This window comes from Faecalimicrobium sp. JNUCC 81 (assembly GCF_053667625.1).
Window position 1 is genome coordinate 2,930,093 of sequence record NZ_CM132203.1, and the last position, 18,123, is coordinate 2,948,215.

General features: G+C 28.3%; 18 protein-coding genes and 1 other annotated feature. Of the genes, 3 read left to right on the forward strand and 15 right to left on the reverse strand.

Annotated elements, in window-relative coordinates:
- Positions 1–45: 45 nt before the first annotated feature.
- Positions 46–238, reverse strand: a binding site (T-box leader).
- 30 nt (positions 239–268) lie between these two features.
- The 3 genes from rsfS to nadD form a co-directional block, all read right to left on the reverse strand.
- Positions 269–619, reverse strand: a complete 351-nt coding sequence (gene rsfS / locus JNUCC81_RS14615) for a ribosome silencing factor (protein ID WP_208331645.1) — start codon at positions 617–619, stop codon at positions 269–271.
- A 115-nt stretch (positions 620–734) separates the two neighbouring features.
- Positions 735–1,304: a bis(5'-nucleosyl)-tetraphosphatase (symmetrical) YqeK gene (gene yqeK, locus JNUCC81_RS14620; RefSeq protein WP_454094149.1), complete on the reverse strand. Its 570-nt coding sequence runs from the start codon at positions 1,302–1,304 to the stop codon at positions 735–737.
- Positions 1,305–1,994 (reverse strand): nicotinate-nucleotide adenylyltransferase, encoded by a 690-nt coding sequence (nadD, locus tag JNUCC81_RS14625; RefSeq protein ID WP_454094150.1) that lies wholly within the window; start codon positions 1,992–1,994, stop codon positions 1,305–1,307.
- A gap of 119 nt (positions 1,995–2,113) precedes the next feature.
- On the opposite strand from nadD, the gene recX reads away from it, so the two are divergent.
- Positions 2,114–2,752 (forward strand): recombination regulator RecX, encoded by a 639-nt coding sequence (gene recX, locus JNUCC81_RS14630; RefSeq protein WP_454094151.1) that lies wholly within the window; start codon positions 2,114–2,116, stop codon positions 2,750–2,752.
- Between the two features lie 213 nt (positions 2,753–2,965).
- Positions 2,966–3,364 carry a hypothetical protein gene (locus tag JNUCC81_RS14635; protein WP_454094152.1) on the forward strand — a complete coding sequence of 133 codons (399 nt, stop codon included), beginning with the start codon at positions 2,966–2,968 and terminating at the stop codon, positions 3,362–3,364.
- A 58-nt stretch (positions 3,365–3,422) separates the two neighbouring features.
- On the opposite strand, the gene JNUCC81_RS14640 is transcribed toward JNUCC81_RS14635, so the two are convergent.
- The 3 genes from JNUCC81_RS14640 to JNUCC81_RS14650 all read right to left on the reverse strand — a co-directional run bounded on the left by JNUCC81_RS14640 (position 3,423) and on the right by JNUCC81_RS14650 (position 8,039).
- Positions 3,423–6,188, reverse strand: a complete 2,766-nt coding sequence (locus tag JNUCC81_RS14640; protein WP_454094153.1) for a calcium-translocating P-type ATPase, PMCA-type — start codon at positions 6,186–6,188, stop codon at positions 3,423–3,425.
- Positions 6,189–6,346: 158 nt separating this feature from the next.
- Positions 6,347–6,874, reverse strand: a complete 528-nt coding sequence (locus JNUCC81_RS14645) for an ECF transporter S component (RefSeq protein ID WP_454094154.1) — start codon at positions 6,872–6,874, stop codon at positions 6,347–6,349.
- Positions 6,875–6,896: 22 nt separating this feature from the next.
- A complete protein-coding gene (locus JNUCC81_RS14650) occupies positions 6,897–8,039 on the reverse strand; it encodes a pyridoxal-phosphate-dependent aminotransferase family protein (protein ID WP_454094155.1) in 1,143 nt (380 codons plus the stop codon).
- Positions 8,040–8,414: 375 nt separating this feature from the next.
- On the opposite strand from JNUCC81_RS14650, the gene JNUCC81_RS14655 reads away from it, so the two are divergent.
- Entirely contained in the window at positions 8,415–9,332 is a 918-nt protein-coding gene (locus JNUCC81_RS14655; protein WP_454094156.1) for a ribonuclease Z, read from the forward strand.
- 92 nt (positions 9,333–9,424) lie between these two features.
- Here JNUCC81_RS14655 and JNUCC81_RS14660 read toward each other — a convergent pair whose 3' ends face one another.
- The 9 genes from JNUCC81_RS14660 to JNUCC81_RS14700 form a co-directional block, all read right to left on the reverse strand.
- Positions 9,425–10,759: a CoA-disulfide reductase gene (locus tag JNUCC81_RS14660; protein ID WP_454094157.1), complete on the reverse strand. Its 1,335-nt coding sequence runs from the start codon at positions 10,757–10,759 to the stop codon at positions 9,425–9,427.
- 219 nt (positions 10,760–10,978) lie between these two features.
- Positions 10,979–11,350, reverse strand: coding sequence for a YhbY family RNA-binding protein (locus JNUCC81_RS14665; RefSeq protein WP_454094158.1), 372 nt, complete (start codon positions 11,348–11,350; stop codon positions 10,979–10,981).
- Positions 11,351–11,370: 20 nt separating this feature from the next.
- On the reverse strand, positions 11,371–12,648 hold the full coding sequence (obgE, locus tag JNUCC81_RS14670) for a GTPase ObgE (protein WP_454094159.1): 1,278 nt from the start codon (positions 12,646–12,648) through the stop codon (positions 11,371–11,373).
- Positions 12,649–12,766: 118 nt separating this feature from the next.
- The gene (gene rpmA / locus JNUCC81_RS14675) at positions 12,767–13,057 is read right to left on the reverse strand and encodes a 50S ribosomal protein L27 (protein WP_042275702.1); all 291 of its coding nucleotides are present in this window, start codon (positions 13,055–13,057) and stop codon (positions 12,767–12,769) included.
- Between the two features lie 13 nt (positions 13,058–13,070).
- Positions 13,071–13,388 (reverse strand): ribosomal-processing cysteine protease Prp, encoded by a 318-nt coding sequence (locus JNUCC81_RS14680; protein ID WP_042275704.1) that lies wholly within the window; start codon positions 13,386–13,388, stop codon positions 13,071–13,073.
- Positions 13,389–13,402: 14 nt separating this feature from the next.
- Positions 13,403–13,714 carry a 50S ribosomal protein L21 gene (gene rplU, locus JNUCC81_RS14685; RefSeq protein WP_208334226.1) on the reverse strand — a complete coding sequence of 104 codons (312 nt, stop codon included), beginning with the start codon at positions 13,712–13,714 and terminating at the stop codon, positions 13,403–13,405.
- 115 nt (positions 13,715–13,829) lie between these two features.
- Positions 13,830–15,227, reverse strand: a complete 1,398-nt coding sequence (locus tag JNUCC81_RS14690; RefSeq protein ID WP_454094160.1) for an Rne/Rng family ribonuclease — start codon at positions 15,225–15,227, stop codon at positions 13,830–13,832.
- A gap of 93 nt (positions 15,228–15,320) precedes the next feature.
- On the reverse strand, positions 15,321–16,019 hold the full coding sequence (locus tag JNUCC81_RS14695; RefSeq protein WP_454094161.1) for a TIGR03936 family radical SAM-associated protein: 699 nt from the start codon (positions 16,017–16,019) through the stop codon (positions 15,321–15,323).
- A gap of 2 nt (positions 16,020–16,021) precedes the next feature.
- The gene (locus tag JNUCC81_RS14700; protein ID WP_454094162.1) at positions 16,022–17,866 is read right to left on the reverse strand and encodes a TIGR03960 family B12-binding radical SAM protein; all 1,845 of its coding nucleotides are present in this window, start codon (positions 17,864–17,866) and stop codon (positions 16,022–16,024) included.
- Positions 17,867–18,123: the final 257 nt, after the last annotated feature.

Below are 18,123 nucleotides of genomic sequence, written 5' to 3' on the forward strand. Positions count from 1 at the left end.
CCTCCTATATTTTTATATTAAAAAATCCCCATCACTAAACTTACGTTTAGGGACGAGGATTATATTCGCGGTACCACCCTAATTAGCCTAAAAATTAGACTCTCTTAGATAGTTTTTATGCCAACTACGGCTAAATAGATTATATCTAGCAAGTTCAAAGGTATATTTTACTAGTTCACACCACCACTAGCTCTCTGAAAAAACATATTCTTTTACTACTCTAGTCTATTTAATTAATTTTAAGTTATAATATTTTATGTTATCACTTTTATGCTAAAGTGTCAACGTCAACAAATGGTGCATCTTTCCATAACTTCTCTAAGTTATAAAATGCTCTACTTTCTTCATTGAATACATGAACCATAACATCACCATAATCAAGAAGTACCCAAGTTTGAGATTCATATCCTTCTTTCCCTCTTGGTTCTATTTCAAGCTTAGTTAATTCGTCTTCTACATTATCAGCTATAGCTTTTACTTGTCTTTGAGAACCAGCTGTTGCTATAACAAAGTAATCACATAAACTTGATACTGCACCTATATTTATTATAGATATATCTTGACCTAATTTGTCATCTATTGCATCGTATATAACTTTTGTCATTTGTTCTACAGTCATATAATCTCCTACCTTTCCTAATTTTAAACACATTTAACTATTATACCATAAATAATAATCTCTATATATGAAATTTTTATTTTTGATAAATATTTTATATTAAGTTACTAAATCATTACAAATTTTCTTTTATAAGATAATTTCTAGCGTCTATAGTTCTTGGATGTATCATTTGGTTATTGTCTATAACAAACTTAATTGTATTATTAAATGAAACTATTAAAGCCTCGTTAAGTTTTCCTGAATAAGTTAATTCTCTTAACTTCTCAACTCCTGGGAAATCTCTTCCTTCTTCTATTAAATCTGCAATATAAATTATTTTCTCTAGAATATCCATATTCTCTTTACCTGTAGTATGATACTTTATGGCATTAATTATATCATCATTTTCTATATTTAATTCATATTTAGCTATATATGATCCTATAACACTATGAGATAGCGCTAAATTATCTTTTTCTAAAGAATCTAAATTAATATTATATTTATTTACATAGTATTTAACTTCCTCTTTATTTAAATATTTTGCACAATCATGTGCAATTCCAGCTAAATACGCTTTTTCTTTATCATAATTATATATTTCACTTAACTTAGCTGCACATGTTGCTACATTTAAAGAATGGTTAAATCTCTTTTCTGGTAGCATTTCTTTTAATTTACTATTAATATTTTCTAAAATCATTTATTCTTCTCCATGCTTATATAATTCATTGTCATATATATATTTTTCTACGTATTCAGGAACTAAGTATCTTATCGATTTATTTTCCTTTAATTGATCTCTTATATATGTGGAAGATATATCTAAAGAAGGAACATAAACACTTATTATATTAGCATTATATTTTTTTTCTAGACATTCTATCTTTTCCTGAGATCTTAATACACTTATACCTGGCCTAGTTGCAGCAATAAATGTGGCTAATTTAAAGTTTTCACTTACATCTTTCCAACTTTCAATATCACAAATAGCATCTGCCCCTGTTATAAAATAAATATCTATATTACTATGCTTTTTCTTAAGTTCTCTTAAAGTATCTACGGTATAAGTTCTTTCTTCTCTTTCTATTTCTATATCTGAAACGATAAAGTTATCATTATTATTAGTTGCTAAAAGTACCATATTATATCTATCATACTTATTTGTAATATCTAATTTTTTATGCGGAGGATTACCTGATGGTATAAAAAGTATTTTATCTATTTTATACTTGTCTCTAATAAATTCAGCCGTAGCTAAATGGGCATAATGAATTGGATCAAACGTCCCTCCCATTATTCCTATTTTCATTTTCTTATTCTTACTTTTAAATTTCTCTAGTTTACTATTATTTATTAGCTTTGCTTTGTTAACTAGATTATCAATACTCATACTTGCTCTCCTTTATAGAAATTATATTACTATTGTATCATTATTTTAAATTTATTAAAGGTTATAAATTGTTTTTTAGTATATACTTATATCTATAAATAATACAAAGGAGATTTTAAATGGCTATAATTACTAAAATAGAATCACAAAAAAAAAATACTGATAGAGTTAATATATATGTAAACAATGAATTTTTCATGGCTATATTTACAGAGTTAGTTTACAGTTTTAATTTAAAAAAGGGAATGGAGATAGAAGAAGAAGTATTAAAACCTTTAATTAAAGATGAGATGTATATAAAAGCTAAAAATAAATCTTTAAATATTTTATCTAAAGCTGATCAATCTGAAAAGAAAATAAGAGAAAAACTATCTAATGAATTTGAAGAAGATACAATCGATAAAGTTATCGATTTTTTAAAGAAGAATAATTTTATAAATGATGATATCTTAGCTCAAAAAATTGTTAATACTAATATTAACTTAAATAGATGTGGAAGAAATAAAATTAAACAAAATCTATACAATAAAGGTATTGATAAACAGTCTATTAATGAAGCTATTAATGATATTGATGAAAATGCTGAATTTGAAAATGCTATGTATTTAGCTCAAAAACGATATAATCGCATAAAAAATGAAGATAAAAGAAAAATATATCAAAAAATCTCTCAACATTTAGCTTATAAAGGCTTTAATTATGATATTATAAAAAGAGTTTTAAGTAAGCTTTTAAATACTGATGAATATGATTTTTAAATTCTTTATATACAAATAAAGGGACATAAAAGAAGCGGATTTTTTTACTAATTAGGAGGTAATACTTTTGAAATCATTAATAATAGGTGGCTTAAGTCTTGCACTTGGCATCTATAACGTTATACAACTATATAAAAAAGATAGCATTAGATAATTCTACTCACAACAAAACCCCCTTTAATTAATATATATTAATTAAAGGGGGTTTTAACTATGGACCAAAATAGAAAGAAAAGAGCCTCAGGATATTCTTTTGCCACAATGTTAATATTGGTTGGCGTTCTTGGATTAATTATTTTGTCAGAAGTTTCAAAATCTGAGATTACTGGATTAGTATTTTTCTTTATATGTTTAATACCTGCTATTGGAATTTATGTATATTTAGGATTTACTTCTGAAGAAAATCCTTATACCAAAATCTATAAGCCTTCTAAATCTAAAAAAAGCGAAATAATAGCTTCTACAATTTGGTTATTATCTATCTCTTCGTTTTTTTTAATAGGTTTTATATTTGATGGATGGGATTATGCATGGGTAGTTTTTTTAATTGGAGCTGCAGCTCAAAATCTCACAGAGTTATTTAATTCAAATGATAAAGATGATCTAAATTAATATAAATCCCCTTATAAATAGAGACTAAAGTGTACTATTATAAGGGGATTTATATTAACTATTTTGCAAATTTTATATTTTTTCTTATATTTCTTAGAATAAATTTAATTAATTCATTTATTAACAGTACCGCAGATGAAGATAGTATTATTTTAACCCACATACTAGTATCTAATGAAACTGCGTTGAAAAGCCCTGGGCATAACTGAATAACTAAAATTTGTAAAACTCCTGTTATAATTATTACTTGTATAGCTAATTTATTTTTGAAAAAATTAGTTGCTGCACTATTTAACCCAAACTCTCTACAGTTAAACGCATTAAATAATGCATTAAATGCAAATAATGAAAATATCACAGTCCCTTGTTCTTCTGCTGTAGCTCCTAAGAAATTATTTAGGTACTGAGAATATACAGCTATAATTATTAAAGATGCATTAATAATTATATTAACTACCATAGATCTAGTTATTATATTAGCTTTTCTATTTATTGGTTTTCTATTTAATACATAGTCTCTAACAGGTTCTAAGCCTAAAGCTAATGCTGGAGGTCCATCCATTATTATATTTACCCATAATAATTGTATTGTAGTAAATGGCATTTCTTTTCCCATTATTTGAGATAAAATTGCTATTAAAAAAGCAACGATATTAACTGTTAACTGAAACTGTATAAATCTTTGGAAGTTTTCATAAATACCTCTGCCCCACTTAATTCCATCAATAATAGTGGTAAAACTATCATCTGTTAATATTATATCTGCTGCATTTTTAGATACCTCTGTTCCTGATATTCCCATAGCTATACCTACGTCAGCTTTAGAAAGTGCCGGTGCATCATTTATTCCATCACCTGTGACTGCAACTACTTCATTATTATTTTGAAGTGCTGATACAATTCTCATTTTTGTATCTGGTTTACTTCTGGCAACTATTGATATATTTTTTATTTCTGATCTTAACTCTTTATCTGTAAGTGAATCTATATATGTTGCTTCAACTGCTTTTTTCCCATTTTCTAATAATCCTATTTCTTTACCTATTGCTTTTGCTGTGTTTATGTTATCACCCGTAAGCATTTTAACTTCTACACCTGCATCATTAGCTGTATTTATAGAATCCTTAACACCATCCCTTAATGGATCTACTATTCCTACAAATCCACTAAATACTAAGTCAGAAGAATTTTCATATTGTTCAACGTCTTCTGTAATAGCTAATTCATCTTCATATGTTGCAGCTACTTGTGAATATGATTTATTTATTTTTTTATATGCGAATCCTAATGTTCTCATAGATTTTGCTTGTAGTTTTTCTATTTCTCTCAATATGCGACTTCTTATATCATTTGTAATTTTTATTACATCTTTCCCATTTTGAATATAAGAACAGTTTTTTAAAATAATTTCAGGAGCACCTTTACATAAATATATTTCTGATTTGTCTTTTTGAATAAGTGAAGACATTCTTTTTTTATCTGAGCTAAATGGTAATTGAGATATTAAGTTTGTACATTTTCGTACTTCTCTATAATCCTTTTTGTTATATAAAAGTAATGCACATTCTGTTGCGCTCCCTATATATTTATAACTTTTACCATCTCTTTCTATATCAGCAGTAGAATTAACCGTGCAATTTTCGTTAAAATAGCTATAGCTATTGTAGTCACTATTTAAGTTATCTACATAATTGCCATCTATATAAGCCACTTCTACCACCATTTTATTTTGAGTTAATGTTCCTGTTTTATCTGAGCAAATTACTGATACTGCACCTATTGTCTCACAGGCTTCTTTTTTAGTTACTAAAGCATTTATCTTAGCCATCTTTTGCATTGTTATAGCTAAAGTTATATTTACCATTGTAGGTAACCCTTCTGGCACAGTTGCTACAATTAAAGCTATACATACCATATATGCATCTTTTGCTGGTTCTAATGACTGTAAAAATGGTATAAAACCAGATGTATCTAGTATTAACTGCCCCTTTGTATGCAGATTAAACATAATATATATACAAAGTAAAGTTGCTATAGTTCCTGATATAGCTGCTATTTGAGCACCTAATTTACCTAATTTAATTTGAAGGGGAGTTGAAATAGCATCTTGATCTAAATTTTTTGATATTTTTCCCATTTCACTACTATCACCAATTGATGTAACTACCATAGTTCCCCTACCATATGCAACTAATGTTCCTCCAAATACCATGTTTATCTGTTTAGATGGAATTGCATCTTGTTCCTTAGTATCATTTCTTGAGTATATAACTTCCGTATCAACTGTAACATCTGATCTTTTTAATACATCATCAGATTCACCAGTTAGCATATCCTCTCTAACTTTTAAGTTTATCGATTCAATAATTCTTCCATCAGCGGGTATCATGTCTCCGGTTTCTATATATACTATGTCTCCAGGAACTAAATCATTTTTAGAAAGCTTTGTTACTTTACCATCTCTAAGGGCTTTTACTTCTATATTTTCAGTTAGTTTAGAAAGTGATTGGGCTGCCTTTTTAGATTTTCCCTCTGTTACTATCCCTATAGATATTCCTAATATTATAGCACCTATTATACCTATTGCATCATGTAATTCACCTACAAATGCACTTATAACTGCTGCTCCTAATAATATTAATATCATTGGCTCAGTTATGCTTTTCCCTAATTCATCAAAAAATGAACTTTCTTCTTTAACTGTAAATTCATTTTTCCCATATTTTTCATTCCTTAACTTTACCTCATTACTATTTAAGCCTTTTAAGGCGTCTACTTTAAGGTGTTCTAAAACTTCGTCCTTCGGTTCGTTATAATATTTCATAGTTTTATCCCCCTAGTTAAACTTAATTTATACTTGTCCTATGAAATATTATATAAAGGGTAGTTAGAAAATATTACTAATTTTTAAAAAGTATTATATAAAAAATACTACTATAGTTTATTATTTATATCTAAAGATAAACTACAGTAGTGTTTAAACTATCTTATATACTTTTTTATAACTTTAGCTATAGGTAATCCTATTATAAGTCCTATAACTACCTGAGTTATATTTCCTGGTATCGATGTTAAAGGAACCGTTAAATTTCCATATAATATTACTTCCGTTATATAATAACCAATTAACATCCAAATACCAGCTATTATTATAGCAAAAATATTAGTAACTGTATTATTTCCGTATTTCCCACTTGACCATGATATACTACCTATTATATATCCCATAATTCCTCTTACTATCAATGTAAATGGAGCCCACATAGTCCATCCCGAAACCAAATCAAATAATGCCATTCCAAAAGCACCAGATATAGCACCCTTTTTCTTACCAAATACTATCGCTGATATAAACAACATTGTATTTCCTAAATGTATTAATCCACCATTTATAGATATAGGAAGTTTTATATTTATAAATTTAGTTGCTATAAATACCAATGCTATAAGTAAAGAAGTTTCAACCAAATCTCTAGTTGTAAACTTTTCATTTCTAATTGTAGTTTCCATAGTCTCCCCCTAAATTTCATCTCTAATTATAATATTTATTAAATAGCTCAACTAAATTCTTATCACCTTTAAAACCTAAATCCTTTAAGCTCTTATCTAATGTGTTTAATATATATATTATAGTTTCTAACCTAGCATTTTCTCCCATATGACCTATTCTTAATAATTTATCCATATATTCACCTAAAGACGTAGCTACAAGTGTGTTATATTTTTGTATCATATAATGTGATAAATTTAGAGCACCTATACCTTCTGGTATCTTTATTGCTGTAACGGTATTTGAATATCCCTTATCTAAAAATAATTCTAGCCCATATTCCTTTATAGCTTTTCTAGTAGCTAAAGCTATTTTCGCATGTCTATTAAGTATATTTTCTATTCCTTCATCCAATATATTATCTATTGCTTTATCTAGCCCCATTATATCGCTTATAGGCATTGTATATGGAAAACTTTTATTTTCATAGTAATTTTCCCATATACTTAAATTACAATAAAATCCACTTATCTTTATTTTTCTATTTTTAATAGATATCTTTGCATCATCACTAATACTTACTATTGTAAGGCCAGCTGGCGCAGATATCGCCTTTTGAGATCCACCTAAAGCTATATCAATTTGCCATTTATCTACATTTAATTTTTCTCCAACCATAGCTGCAACAGAGTCTACAACTGTCAATATATTGTACTCTTTTAAAAGTGGGCAAATTTCACCTATATTATTTAATACACCTGTTGGAGTATCGCAATGAACTACCGTTGCATATTTAAAATTATTGTCTTTTTCTAAAAATGCTTTTAAATCTTCTACATCTAAATCTTTATTATAATCATTTGAGAAATACACTACTTCTCCGCCATACATAGTAATAAAATCCGCAAAGCCTCTTCCAAATATTCCATTGTCTATTACAAGCACCCTATCACCTTCTTCTGTTAAAGATGCACAAGCTGCTTCAAGACCTAATATCCCTTCTCCACTTAATATGTAAACATCATTTTTAGTATTTATTATTTTTCCAATCTTTTCACATGTATTTTTATAAAAATCAAAGAAATCTTTATCTATATCTGGATTGGTTGTTTTTTGCGCTCTAGCTAACAAAACATTCTCTCTTATAGATGTTGGTCCTGGCGTATAAACAAATTTATTATTCACTTAATCTCCCCCTTTTTTATTCTAAAAATATTATAGCTAATTTTCATTCAAAGCGATACAATTTATATTTTTTTAATAATTGTATGGATACAGTTTGATGTATAAATTCAAACCAAATTTATAATATTAAAATATACCCTTACTATCTTTTAATTTAGACAAATTAAACTTTACAAAGTTATAAATTCTACTATATTAAATATAATTGTCATAACAAATACAAAAATACTATTTCCTAGGAAATTTTTAATATAAAGTTGTCAAATTTAAAGCTTTAATACTATAACAAAGTATAAAAATAAATGTTAAAATAATTAAATAAATATGTTTTCAAATACAAATACTATACTAAATAATACCTATAAGGAGATAAATATGATTGATTTAGTTTTGCTCGGATGTGGTGGTAATATGCCAATGCCTAATAGATTTTTGTCTTCTCTATTTATAAACTATATGGGAAGAAAAATACTTATCGATTGCGGCGAAGGAACTCAGGTTTCTATGAGAATGAAAAATTGTGGATTTAAAAATATAGATTTAATATGTATAACTCATCTTCACGGAGATCATATAAATGGTATTATTGGACTTTTATCAACTATAGGGAATAGTTCTAGAACTGAAGATTTGACAATTGTAGGTCCTAAAGGAATAATAGAAGTTATGAATGCAATTAAGGTTTTAATTGAGTATTTACCTTATAAAATAAACATTATTGAAAATCCTAAAGGCCCTTTTTCTTTAAGTAACGGCCCTTTAAAAGACGTTGAGATCTCTACATTGGAGTTGCAACATTCAACTGAGTGTTTAGGATATAGCTTATATTTTAAAAGAAAACCCAAATTTAATATAGAAAAAGCTACTTCTAATAATGTACCTAAGATACTTTGGAATAAACTTCAGTCTGGAGATAATGTTGTTTTAGATAATGTAGAGTATACTCCTAGTATGGTTTTAGGTGATGATAGAAAAGGAATTAAAGTTAGTTTTATAACTGATACAAGACCTATAGATACAATCCCAAATTTTATAAATAATAGCGATTTATTTATATGCGAATCTATGTATGGGGATGACTTAGAGATTTCAAAAGCTGTTAAAAATCAACATATGACCTTTAGAGAAGCTGCTAATTTAGCATCCCTGGGAAAAGTAAAAAAGCTTGTACTGACTCATTTTAGTCCCTCTCTTGAAGATCCTAATTTTTATTTAGATAACGCTACTAAAGTATTTAAAAATACAATTGCAGGTGAAGATAGACTAGAAATAAATTTAAATTTTAAAGAATAAAAAATTCGCTTTGTCTAAGTAACTGTATTGGTGAATTATAATTTCCTTTTATTAAAAAAGCATCTATAAATTTATAGATGCTTTTATTTTAACTATTTAGCTACATTTCCTGCTACGTTTAATACATCCCATGTTCTTGCAAATGGTGGTGCATAACATAAATCTAACATTCCTAATTGATTAGTTGTTAATTTTCCAAATATAGCTGCTGCTATTACATTTGTTCTTTGAACTGAATCTTTAAATCCAGCAACTTGCCCACCTAATATAACTTTAGTTTTTGCATCATATACAAGTTTTACATATATTTTATCTCTACCTGGATAGTAGTTAGTTTGATTGAAATCAGATATAAACTTAACTTTAAAATCTAATCCTAATTTCTCCGCCTGTACTTCTGTTAAACCAGTTGAACCAGCTTCCATATCCATAACCTTTAAGCAACTTGAACCTAAAGACCCTTGGAATGTATTATTAGCTCCAGCTAAATTTTCTCCAACTATTCTTCCTAATTTATTAGCTCCTGTTGCTAATGGTACATATGTATCTTGTCCACTAACAATATTTTTAATAGTTGCACAGTCTCCTGCTGAATATATATCTTCTACAGATGTTTTCCCAAACTCATCTACTATTATAGCTCCATTTTGTAACATTTCTATTCCACTATCTTTTAAGAACGCAGTGTTTGGTCTAACTCCTGTAGCTATTATAACTACATCTGCTTTAACTTCACCTTTATTTGTTATAACCTTTTCTACTTTAGTTTCTCCAACTAATTCAGAAACAAGTTCTTCTAATCTTAAGTCTACTTCATGTTTTCTTATTTCTTCTTCTAATACATCAGTTATTTCTTTGTCAAAAACTTGTTCTAATATTCTATTTCCAGCTTGGAATACAGTAACATTCTTTCCTAAATGTCTAGCTGCTTCTACAGCTTCTAATCCTATAAATCCTGCCCCTATTATAACTATGTTTTTATTTTCTTCTTTATTTAATAATTCTTTTACTCTTACTCCATCTTCCATGCTTTTTAATGTTGAAATATTTTCAAGCTTAACATTTTTAATAGGAGGTATTATACTACTTGCTCCTGTTGCTATCATTAACTTATCATATGAATCTTCAAACTCTTCACCAGTTTTTACATTTTTCACTATAACCTTTTTTTCAACTGGGTCAACGTTTACCACTTCATTAAATACATTTAAATCAATTCCTGTTTCTCTGAATTTTTCTGGTGTTCTAGCTATCATTTTTTCAGCTTCATCAAAGAATCCTCCAACAAAGTATGGAAGCCCACAAGCACCAAATGATACTACATCAGTTTTTTCATAAACTACAACTTCATATTCAGGCTGCATTCTTTTTAACTTTGCTGCTGCACTCATACCTGCTGCAACTGCCCCTATTATAATAACTCTCATTTTGTTCCTCCTTAAAATGATACATTCTTTATATATTAAATATATTTTTATTATACACTTTAACTTATACAGTTATTATCTTAACATTTTTTGATATAAAAAGCTATATTTTAACATTCCTTTTTATATATAAAATTCTATTTTATAATATTATAATTACCCAAAAACAAAAAAAGCATCTGTAATTTTACAAATGCTTTTGTTTTATCTAAAATTTATTTATCTTCTAGCTGATCTTTTAGTTGGTTTACCTTTTCTAGTAACATTTTCATCTTTAACCTTAGCCTTAGCTGGAGCATGTCCAGGGAATACTATTTTAGGTTCATCCATATTTTTTTTATATAAAGTAAACTTAGATCCTATAGCTTGAACAAATTCTGCTCTTAAAGCTTCACATACTGCATTTGCAGTTTCTTTTGTATCAAGTCCTGCATTTTCAAGTATTGTAACTTTAACTATTTCTCTAGTTTTTAACATTCCATCAAGTTGCTCTAAAAAGCTTTCAGTTACACCATCTTTTCCTATTTGAGTAACAGGCTTTAAAGTGTTCGCTATTGATCTTAAGTATGCTCTTTGCTTTCCTTTTAACATTTTGTCACCTCGTGTCTTTTCTAATTATAGAATTCGAATTCTATTTCGTAAATTCTAACTGTGTCTCCATCTTCAATTCCCATTTCTCTAAGTTTGTCAAATACACCTTGACCTTCCATAGCTTTTTGGAAGAATTGAAGAGATTCCATGTCATCAAAGTTAACAGAGTACATAATTCTTCTAAGGGCTTTACCTGTAACAACATATACTCCATCTTCTATATCTATATTTAATGTTTCTTCTTCTCGAACGTCTAATTCTGGCTTGTACATTTCTTCTTCTGTAACTAACTCTACATCTTCAACTTCATTTAATAACGTTGATACATAAGCTATTACATCATCTATACCTTGACGAGTAGCAGCAGACATTTTAAATACCTTATATCCTCTACCTTCTAACTCGCTTTTAAATTCTTCAAATGTACTTTCATCTTCTAATATATCTATTTTATTAGCAACTACCACTTGCGGTCTTGTTGATAATCTTTCATTATACATTTTAAGTTCATCATTTATTTTATCAAAGTCTTCTAAAGCATCTCTACCTTCTAAACCTGATATATCTACTATATGAATTAAAACTTTAGTTCTTTCAACGTGTCTTAAGAAGTCATGTCCAAGACCAATTCCTTCAGCCGCTCCTTCTATAAGTCCAGGTATATCCGCTAATACAAAACTATCTCCAAACTTAGTTTGAACAACTCCTAAATTAGGCGTTAAAGTTGTGAAATGATAGTTAGCTATCTTTGGCTTAGCCTTAGTTACAACTGATAAGAATGTAGATTTACCTACATTTGGGAATCCAAGTAACCCTACATCAGCTATCATCTTAAGCTCTAATGTTACCCATCTTTCTTGTCCATCTGTACCAGATTTAGCGAAAGCCGGGGCTTGTCTTACTGCATTGGCAAAGTGTTGGTTTCCTTTTCCACCTCTACCACCTCTGGCAACTACCGCTCTATCGCCTTCTTCTTTTAAATCTGCTAAGATAAGACCTGTTGCTTCATCTCTTATTATCGTACCTGCAGGAACTTTAAGAATTAAATCTTCTCCATTTTTACCTGCTCTTTTTGACTTTCCACCGTCTCCACCTGGCTCTGCTGAGTATTTTCTTTGATATTTGAAATCCATTAATGTTCTAAGACCTAAATCTACTTCAAATACTATACTTGCACCATGTCCACCGTCTCCACCATCTGGACCACCAGCTGGAACATATTTTTCTTTTCTAAATCCTACCGAACCATTTCCACCGTTTCCGGCTTTAACAAAAATTCTTGCCTTATCTATAAACATATTAATCACCTACTTGATTAAGTCATTTTTTATTTATTTTTCCCAAAATAGATATATATCATTCTGTAAATATCTATTTACAAGAAAAAGGAGTGCATTAACACTCCTTTTTTATGTATTACTCAGCTATTGATACTGGGTATACACTTACTTTCTTTCTCTTCTTATCTTTTCTTTCGAATTTAACAGCACCGTCAACTAATGCAAATAAAGTGTCATCGCCACCTATACCTACGTTAGTTCCTGGATGTATTTTAGTACCTCTTTGTCTTACTATTATACTACCAGCAGTTACTACTTGTCCGTCGAATCTCTTAACACCTAATCTCTTAGATATAGAATCTCTACCGTTTTTAGAAGACCCTACCCCTTTTTTAGATGCAAGTAACTGTAAGTTCATGTTTAACATATGGAGTCACCCCCTACTTTTTTAAGATTTTTATATTTTTGGGATATTCCCGTTTAATTCCATCAATTGCTAATTGAAAATGATTTAGTAATAATTGAGATTTCTCAATATATGTATCTTTAACAATACATTCTATATGACCTTCTTGTCCTATTACAGTTTCAAATTCAACCTTCACTAATTTGTCTAAAGAATTTATTACTGCAATAGCATTAGATGTAACTGCAGAACATACTATATCATAACCAATTTCAGCGAAATCAGCATGACCTTTTAAACAAAATCCTTTTAGTGAAAAGTCATCATCGTAATAATATTTAACTTTTATCATTACTCAACCTTTAATTAAGCGTTTATCTTTTCGATAACTATCTTAGTGTATGGTTGACGATGTCCTTGCTTTCTTCTGTAGTCTTTCTTAGCTTTATACTTGAAAACTACAACTTTCTTAGCTTTACCTTGCTCTACAACTTTTGCAGAAACAGAAGCACCTTCAACAACAGGAGCTCCAACTACTAACTCTCCATCTTTAGTGCAAGCTAATACTTCGTTTAAAGTAACAACATCACCTGCGTTAGCTTCTAACTTTTCAACGAATAATACATCACCTTCAGCAACTTTATATTGCTTTCCACCTGTTTTAACTATAGCGTACATTAAATACACCTCCTCGGTCTTAAACTCGCCATATAGGTACTTCCTAAGAAGATTTTAACCTTTTCTGTGCGGCATTACAGTTATTAATTTTACTACTTAAATGTACAATTGTCAACTAAGTATTATAAATTATATTTATTTTTTCGTAATTTAATTCACTGTTTTTTCCTAGCGATATGATTATACCATATTTTTCACCAATATTTTTAATTATATTTGTAAATTCTCCATTTATTATATTATATAAGTTACAATTTAATTCAATTTTTATATTTTCATATGATGTATGATTACTAACTCTTAATACTTCATTTTCAATGCTATCTATAATATAATTAATTGACTTTCTATACCCATACTCTTCGTATTCTTTATCTATATAGTATTTGTCTATCGAATCCTTTTCTCTTCTTCTTGTTACTTCTACCAATCCTAACCTTGTCATTCCTAGCACTTCTGTTTTTCTTTTATCTTTTTTAAGTTCTCTATTTAAAACTTTGATTACATCATCTTTATATATATCTTTATGCATATCTATAAAATCTATTATTATTATTCCACCAATATCTCTAAGCTTTAGCTGTTTTGCTATTTCAGCTGCTGCTTCTAAGTTTGTTTTATAAACTGTCTCAGATAACTTTATATTTCCTGTGAATTTACCTGTATTAACATCTATGACTGTTAAAGCTTCTGTTTTTTCTATTATTAGGTATCCTCCACTTTTTAGCCATACTTTATTACTTAATGCTTTATCTATTTGCCCCTCTACTCTATATAAATTAAATATATCTTTGTTTTCTTCCAGTTCTAACTTATTTATATAATCTTTATTTATATATTTTAAAATATTTTTTATTTCATCATATTTTTCACTACTATTAGTTACTATCTTTTCTACACTGTCATTTATATTATCTTTAACATACTTACTTGATAAATCTAGTTCTTTATGTAGAAGCTTCGGTCCTATACCTAATTTATATTCTTTTAATATGTTTTCATATTTATTTTTTAAATCTATAATATCCTTTTCTAATTCCTCTTTACTACATCCAACTGCCTCAGTTCTTATTATAAATCCTAAATTATTAGGACTTACAGATTTTATAATTTCTTTTAATCTATCTTTTTCTTCTTCTTTTGATATCTTACTCGAAACTGTTGTTTTATTATTAGACGGTATATACACTAAATATCTTCCAGCTATACTTATTTCTAAATTAAGCTTTGCACCTTTAGTTCCTATTTCTTCTTTATTTACTTGAACTAATATATCTTGTCCTGATTTTATATCACTATTTTTTTTCAACTGAAGATACGCTAGCTTTTCAAATCCTATATCTACAAAACAAGCTTGCATTCCAGGTAATACTTTTTTAACTATACCTCTATATATATTTGATGCAGTTTTACTTTTTATATTATCCTCAATTAATAACTCTGTTAATTTCTCATTTTCTAATATAGCAGTTTTTTGAGATGCTACTAGACACTCTATTATTATCTTCTTCATAATATATTACTCCTTACAAAATTAGCTATCCTCATATCACTAACTAGTTTCTCAAAAATTGTACATAAAAAGGTGGTTTTACCCACCTTTTCACTACATAGGAGATACTAATTGATTATCTTCTACTACATATAAGTCTCTTCTTAGTATATCTACATCTAATGGATCCATTTCTAATTCTAACATTTCTAGTATCTTAGGAACAAATACATTATTATTTAAATTTGCTTTAGAACCAGTAGCAAGCATAGCCTCTAAAATCATTTTATTATCTTGAATATCCAATAAATCAAAGCTCTTTATCATAGGCCTTATATCAGACTCTACCATTTTACCTTTTTTATTTTTCTTAGTTATCACTATTTCTTCGTTACTCATAAAATCTAAAATTTTAGATTTTACTAATTCTTTAGTTAATGGTTTTTCAACTTCTATAGTAAATAAATATTCTCCATATTCTATAGTTGAAGCTAATGATGGAGTTTGCTTATTTATCTCCACTGCTTTTATAAAAGTTATACCATCTGGTAATTGTTTATTCATTCTATCTAAGTATTCTTCTACACTTAAATCGTCTACTATTTCAACATCTACATACTCTCCTTGGCTTTCAGTACCTAAAGCTAAGGCATTTCCATAACTTATTTTAGGATGAGGGTTAAATCCTTGAGAATGAACTAAGTCTATATCAGCTCTTCTAAATGCTCTTTGTAATAATTGTTGTAAATCAAGGTGTGATATGTATATCATATCTCCTTCTTTATTATATTTAGTTCTTATTATTTTGCTCATAATTAGCAAAGCCCCCTTCCTATATCATGTGCGTTTATTCCACATCCATTACACTTATGTCTACAATCTGGAGAAATTGCATCTTGTCTTGATTTTTCATTTTCTCTAACTAGGAATTTCTTAGTTACACCTACATCTATATGATCCCACGGGAATACTTCTTCATAGTCTCTTTCTCTATTTGCATAGAAGGCTATATCAAGTTCATTTTTCTCCATGGCTTCTTTCCAAGTATCTAAATTAAAGTGCTCTGACCATCCATCAAATTTAGCACCTGATTTAAATGCATCATATATAACTTTTCCTATTTTTCTATCTCCTCTAGCAATAACAGCTTCCATTAAGCTTGTCTTAGAATCATGATAGTTATATTTTATATTTCCATTTTTTAATTTTTTAACTAAATGTCTTTGCTTTTCTACAACTTCTTCAGTTGTATCTTGTCCATGCCATTGGAATGGTGTAAATGGTTTAGGTACAAATGTCGATGTACTTACTGTAACTCCAAAGCTTCTTTTTATCTTTCCATTATGAACATCTCTATAAGTATCTATAACATTATAAGCAAGGTCCGCTATACCGTCTAAATCATCATAAGTTTCTGTTGGAAGCCCTATCATAAAGTATAATTTAACGCTATTCCATCCCATTTCAAATGCTTTTCTTGTTGCATTAGATAAATCTTCTTCACTTACACCTTTATTTATAACATCTCTCATTCTTTGAGTCCCCGCCTCTGGTGCAAATGTAAGACCTGATTTTCTAACTTGTTGTATCTTTTCAGCTATTTCCATAGAGAAGTTATCAAGTCTAAGTGACGGAAGTGATATACCTATATTCTTAGACGCATATTCTTCAACTAAGAAATCTGTAAGGTCTGCTAACTGTGAATAATCACTAGTACTTAAAGATGAAAGTGATATTTCATCATATCCTGTATTCTTAATCAATTTATCTACTATTTCTTTTAATCTATTTAAACTTTTTTCCCTTATAGGTCTATAAATCATACCAGCTTGGCAGAATCTACAGCCTCTAGTACATCCTCTAAATAACTCTAATACAACTCTGTTATGAACTGTATCAATAAATGGTACTATTAGTTTTTCTGGGTATGGTACTTCTTCAACATTTTTTATTATTCTCTTTTGTACCTTAGCTGGTACACCTTCTCTATTAGGAGTAACATCCTTAACTGTGTTATCTTCATTATAAGTTACATCATAAAAACTAGGTATATAAACCCCTTCTATCTGAGAAACTTTATATAAGAAATCTTCTCTAGTTGTCTTATTTTTCTTCCAGTCTTTATAAGCATTTACAACTTCTAGGTTTACTTCTTCACCTTCTCCTAAAATTACTATATCAACAAAATCAGATAACGGCTCTACATTGTATGCACAAGGTCCACCTACCATTATAAATGGATCCTCTAATTTTCTTTCTTCTCTTAGTAAAGGTATGTTTGCTAAATCTAATATATTTAAAATATTAGTATATGAAAGTTCATATTGAAGAGTAAAAACTACAAAATCAAAATTAGTTATTGCTTCTCTTGATTCTAATGCAAACATAGGTATATTTTTTTCTCTCATTATAGTTTCCATATCTACAGCAGGAGAATATACTCTTTCACAAAATACATCTGCATCTCTATTTATTACATCATATAGTATATGACTTCCTAAATGACTCATCCCAACCTCATATAAATCTGGAAAACAATGAGCATATCTTATTAGATTTTTATTTGAAGTATCTTTATGTATTGAATTTATTTCGTTACCAAGATATCTTGCTGGCTTTTCTACCTTTTTCAAAATTCTTTTTAAGTCAACCTTATTCATTTATCTTAAACCCTCCGAATATGTTTATTGTTTTAGACATAATTACTATTATACACGATATGATATTATGTATCAAAATTTTATTGCTTATAAATAATAGTTTTTCCAAATATTTAGACATTATCTATTTGAATATTTTTATAAATCTTAAGTATTTTTATATTATAACCTCAATCTATATATAGTATTAAATTCCATACAAAAAATCATTTTTTTTATACTTTTTTTGATATAATATAATTGAATACTATTTTTAA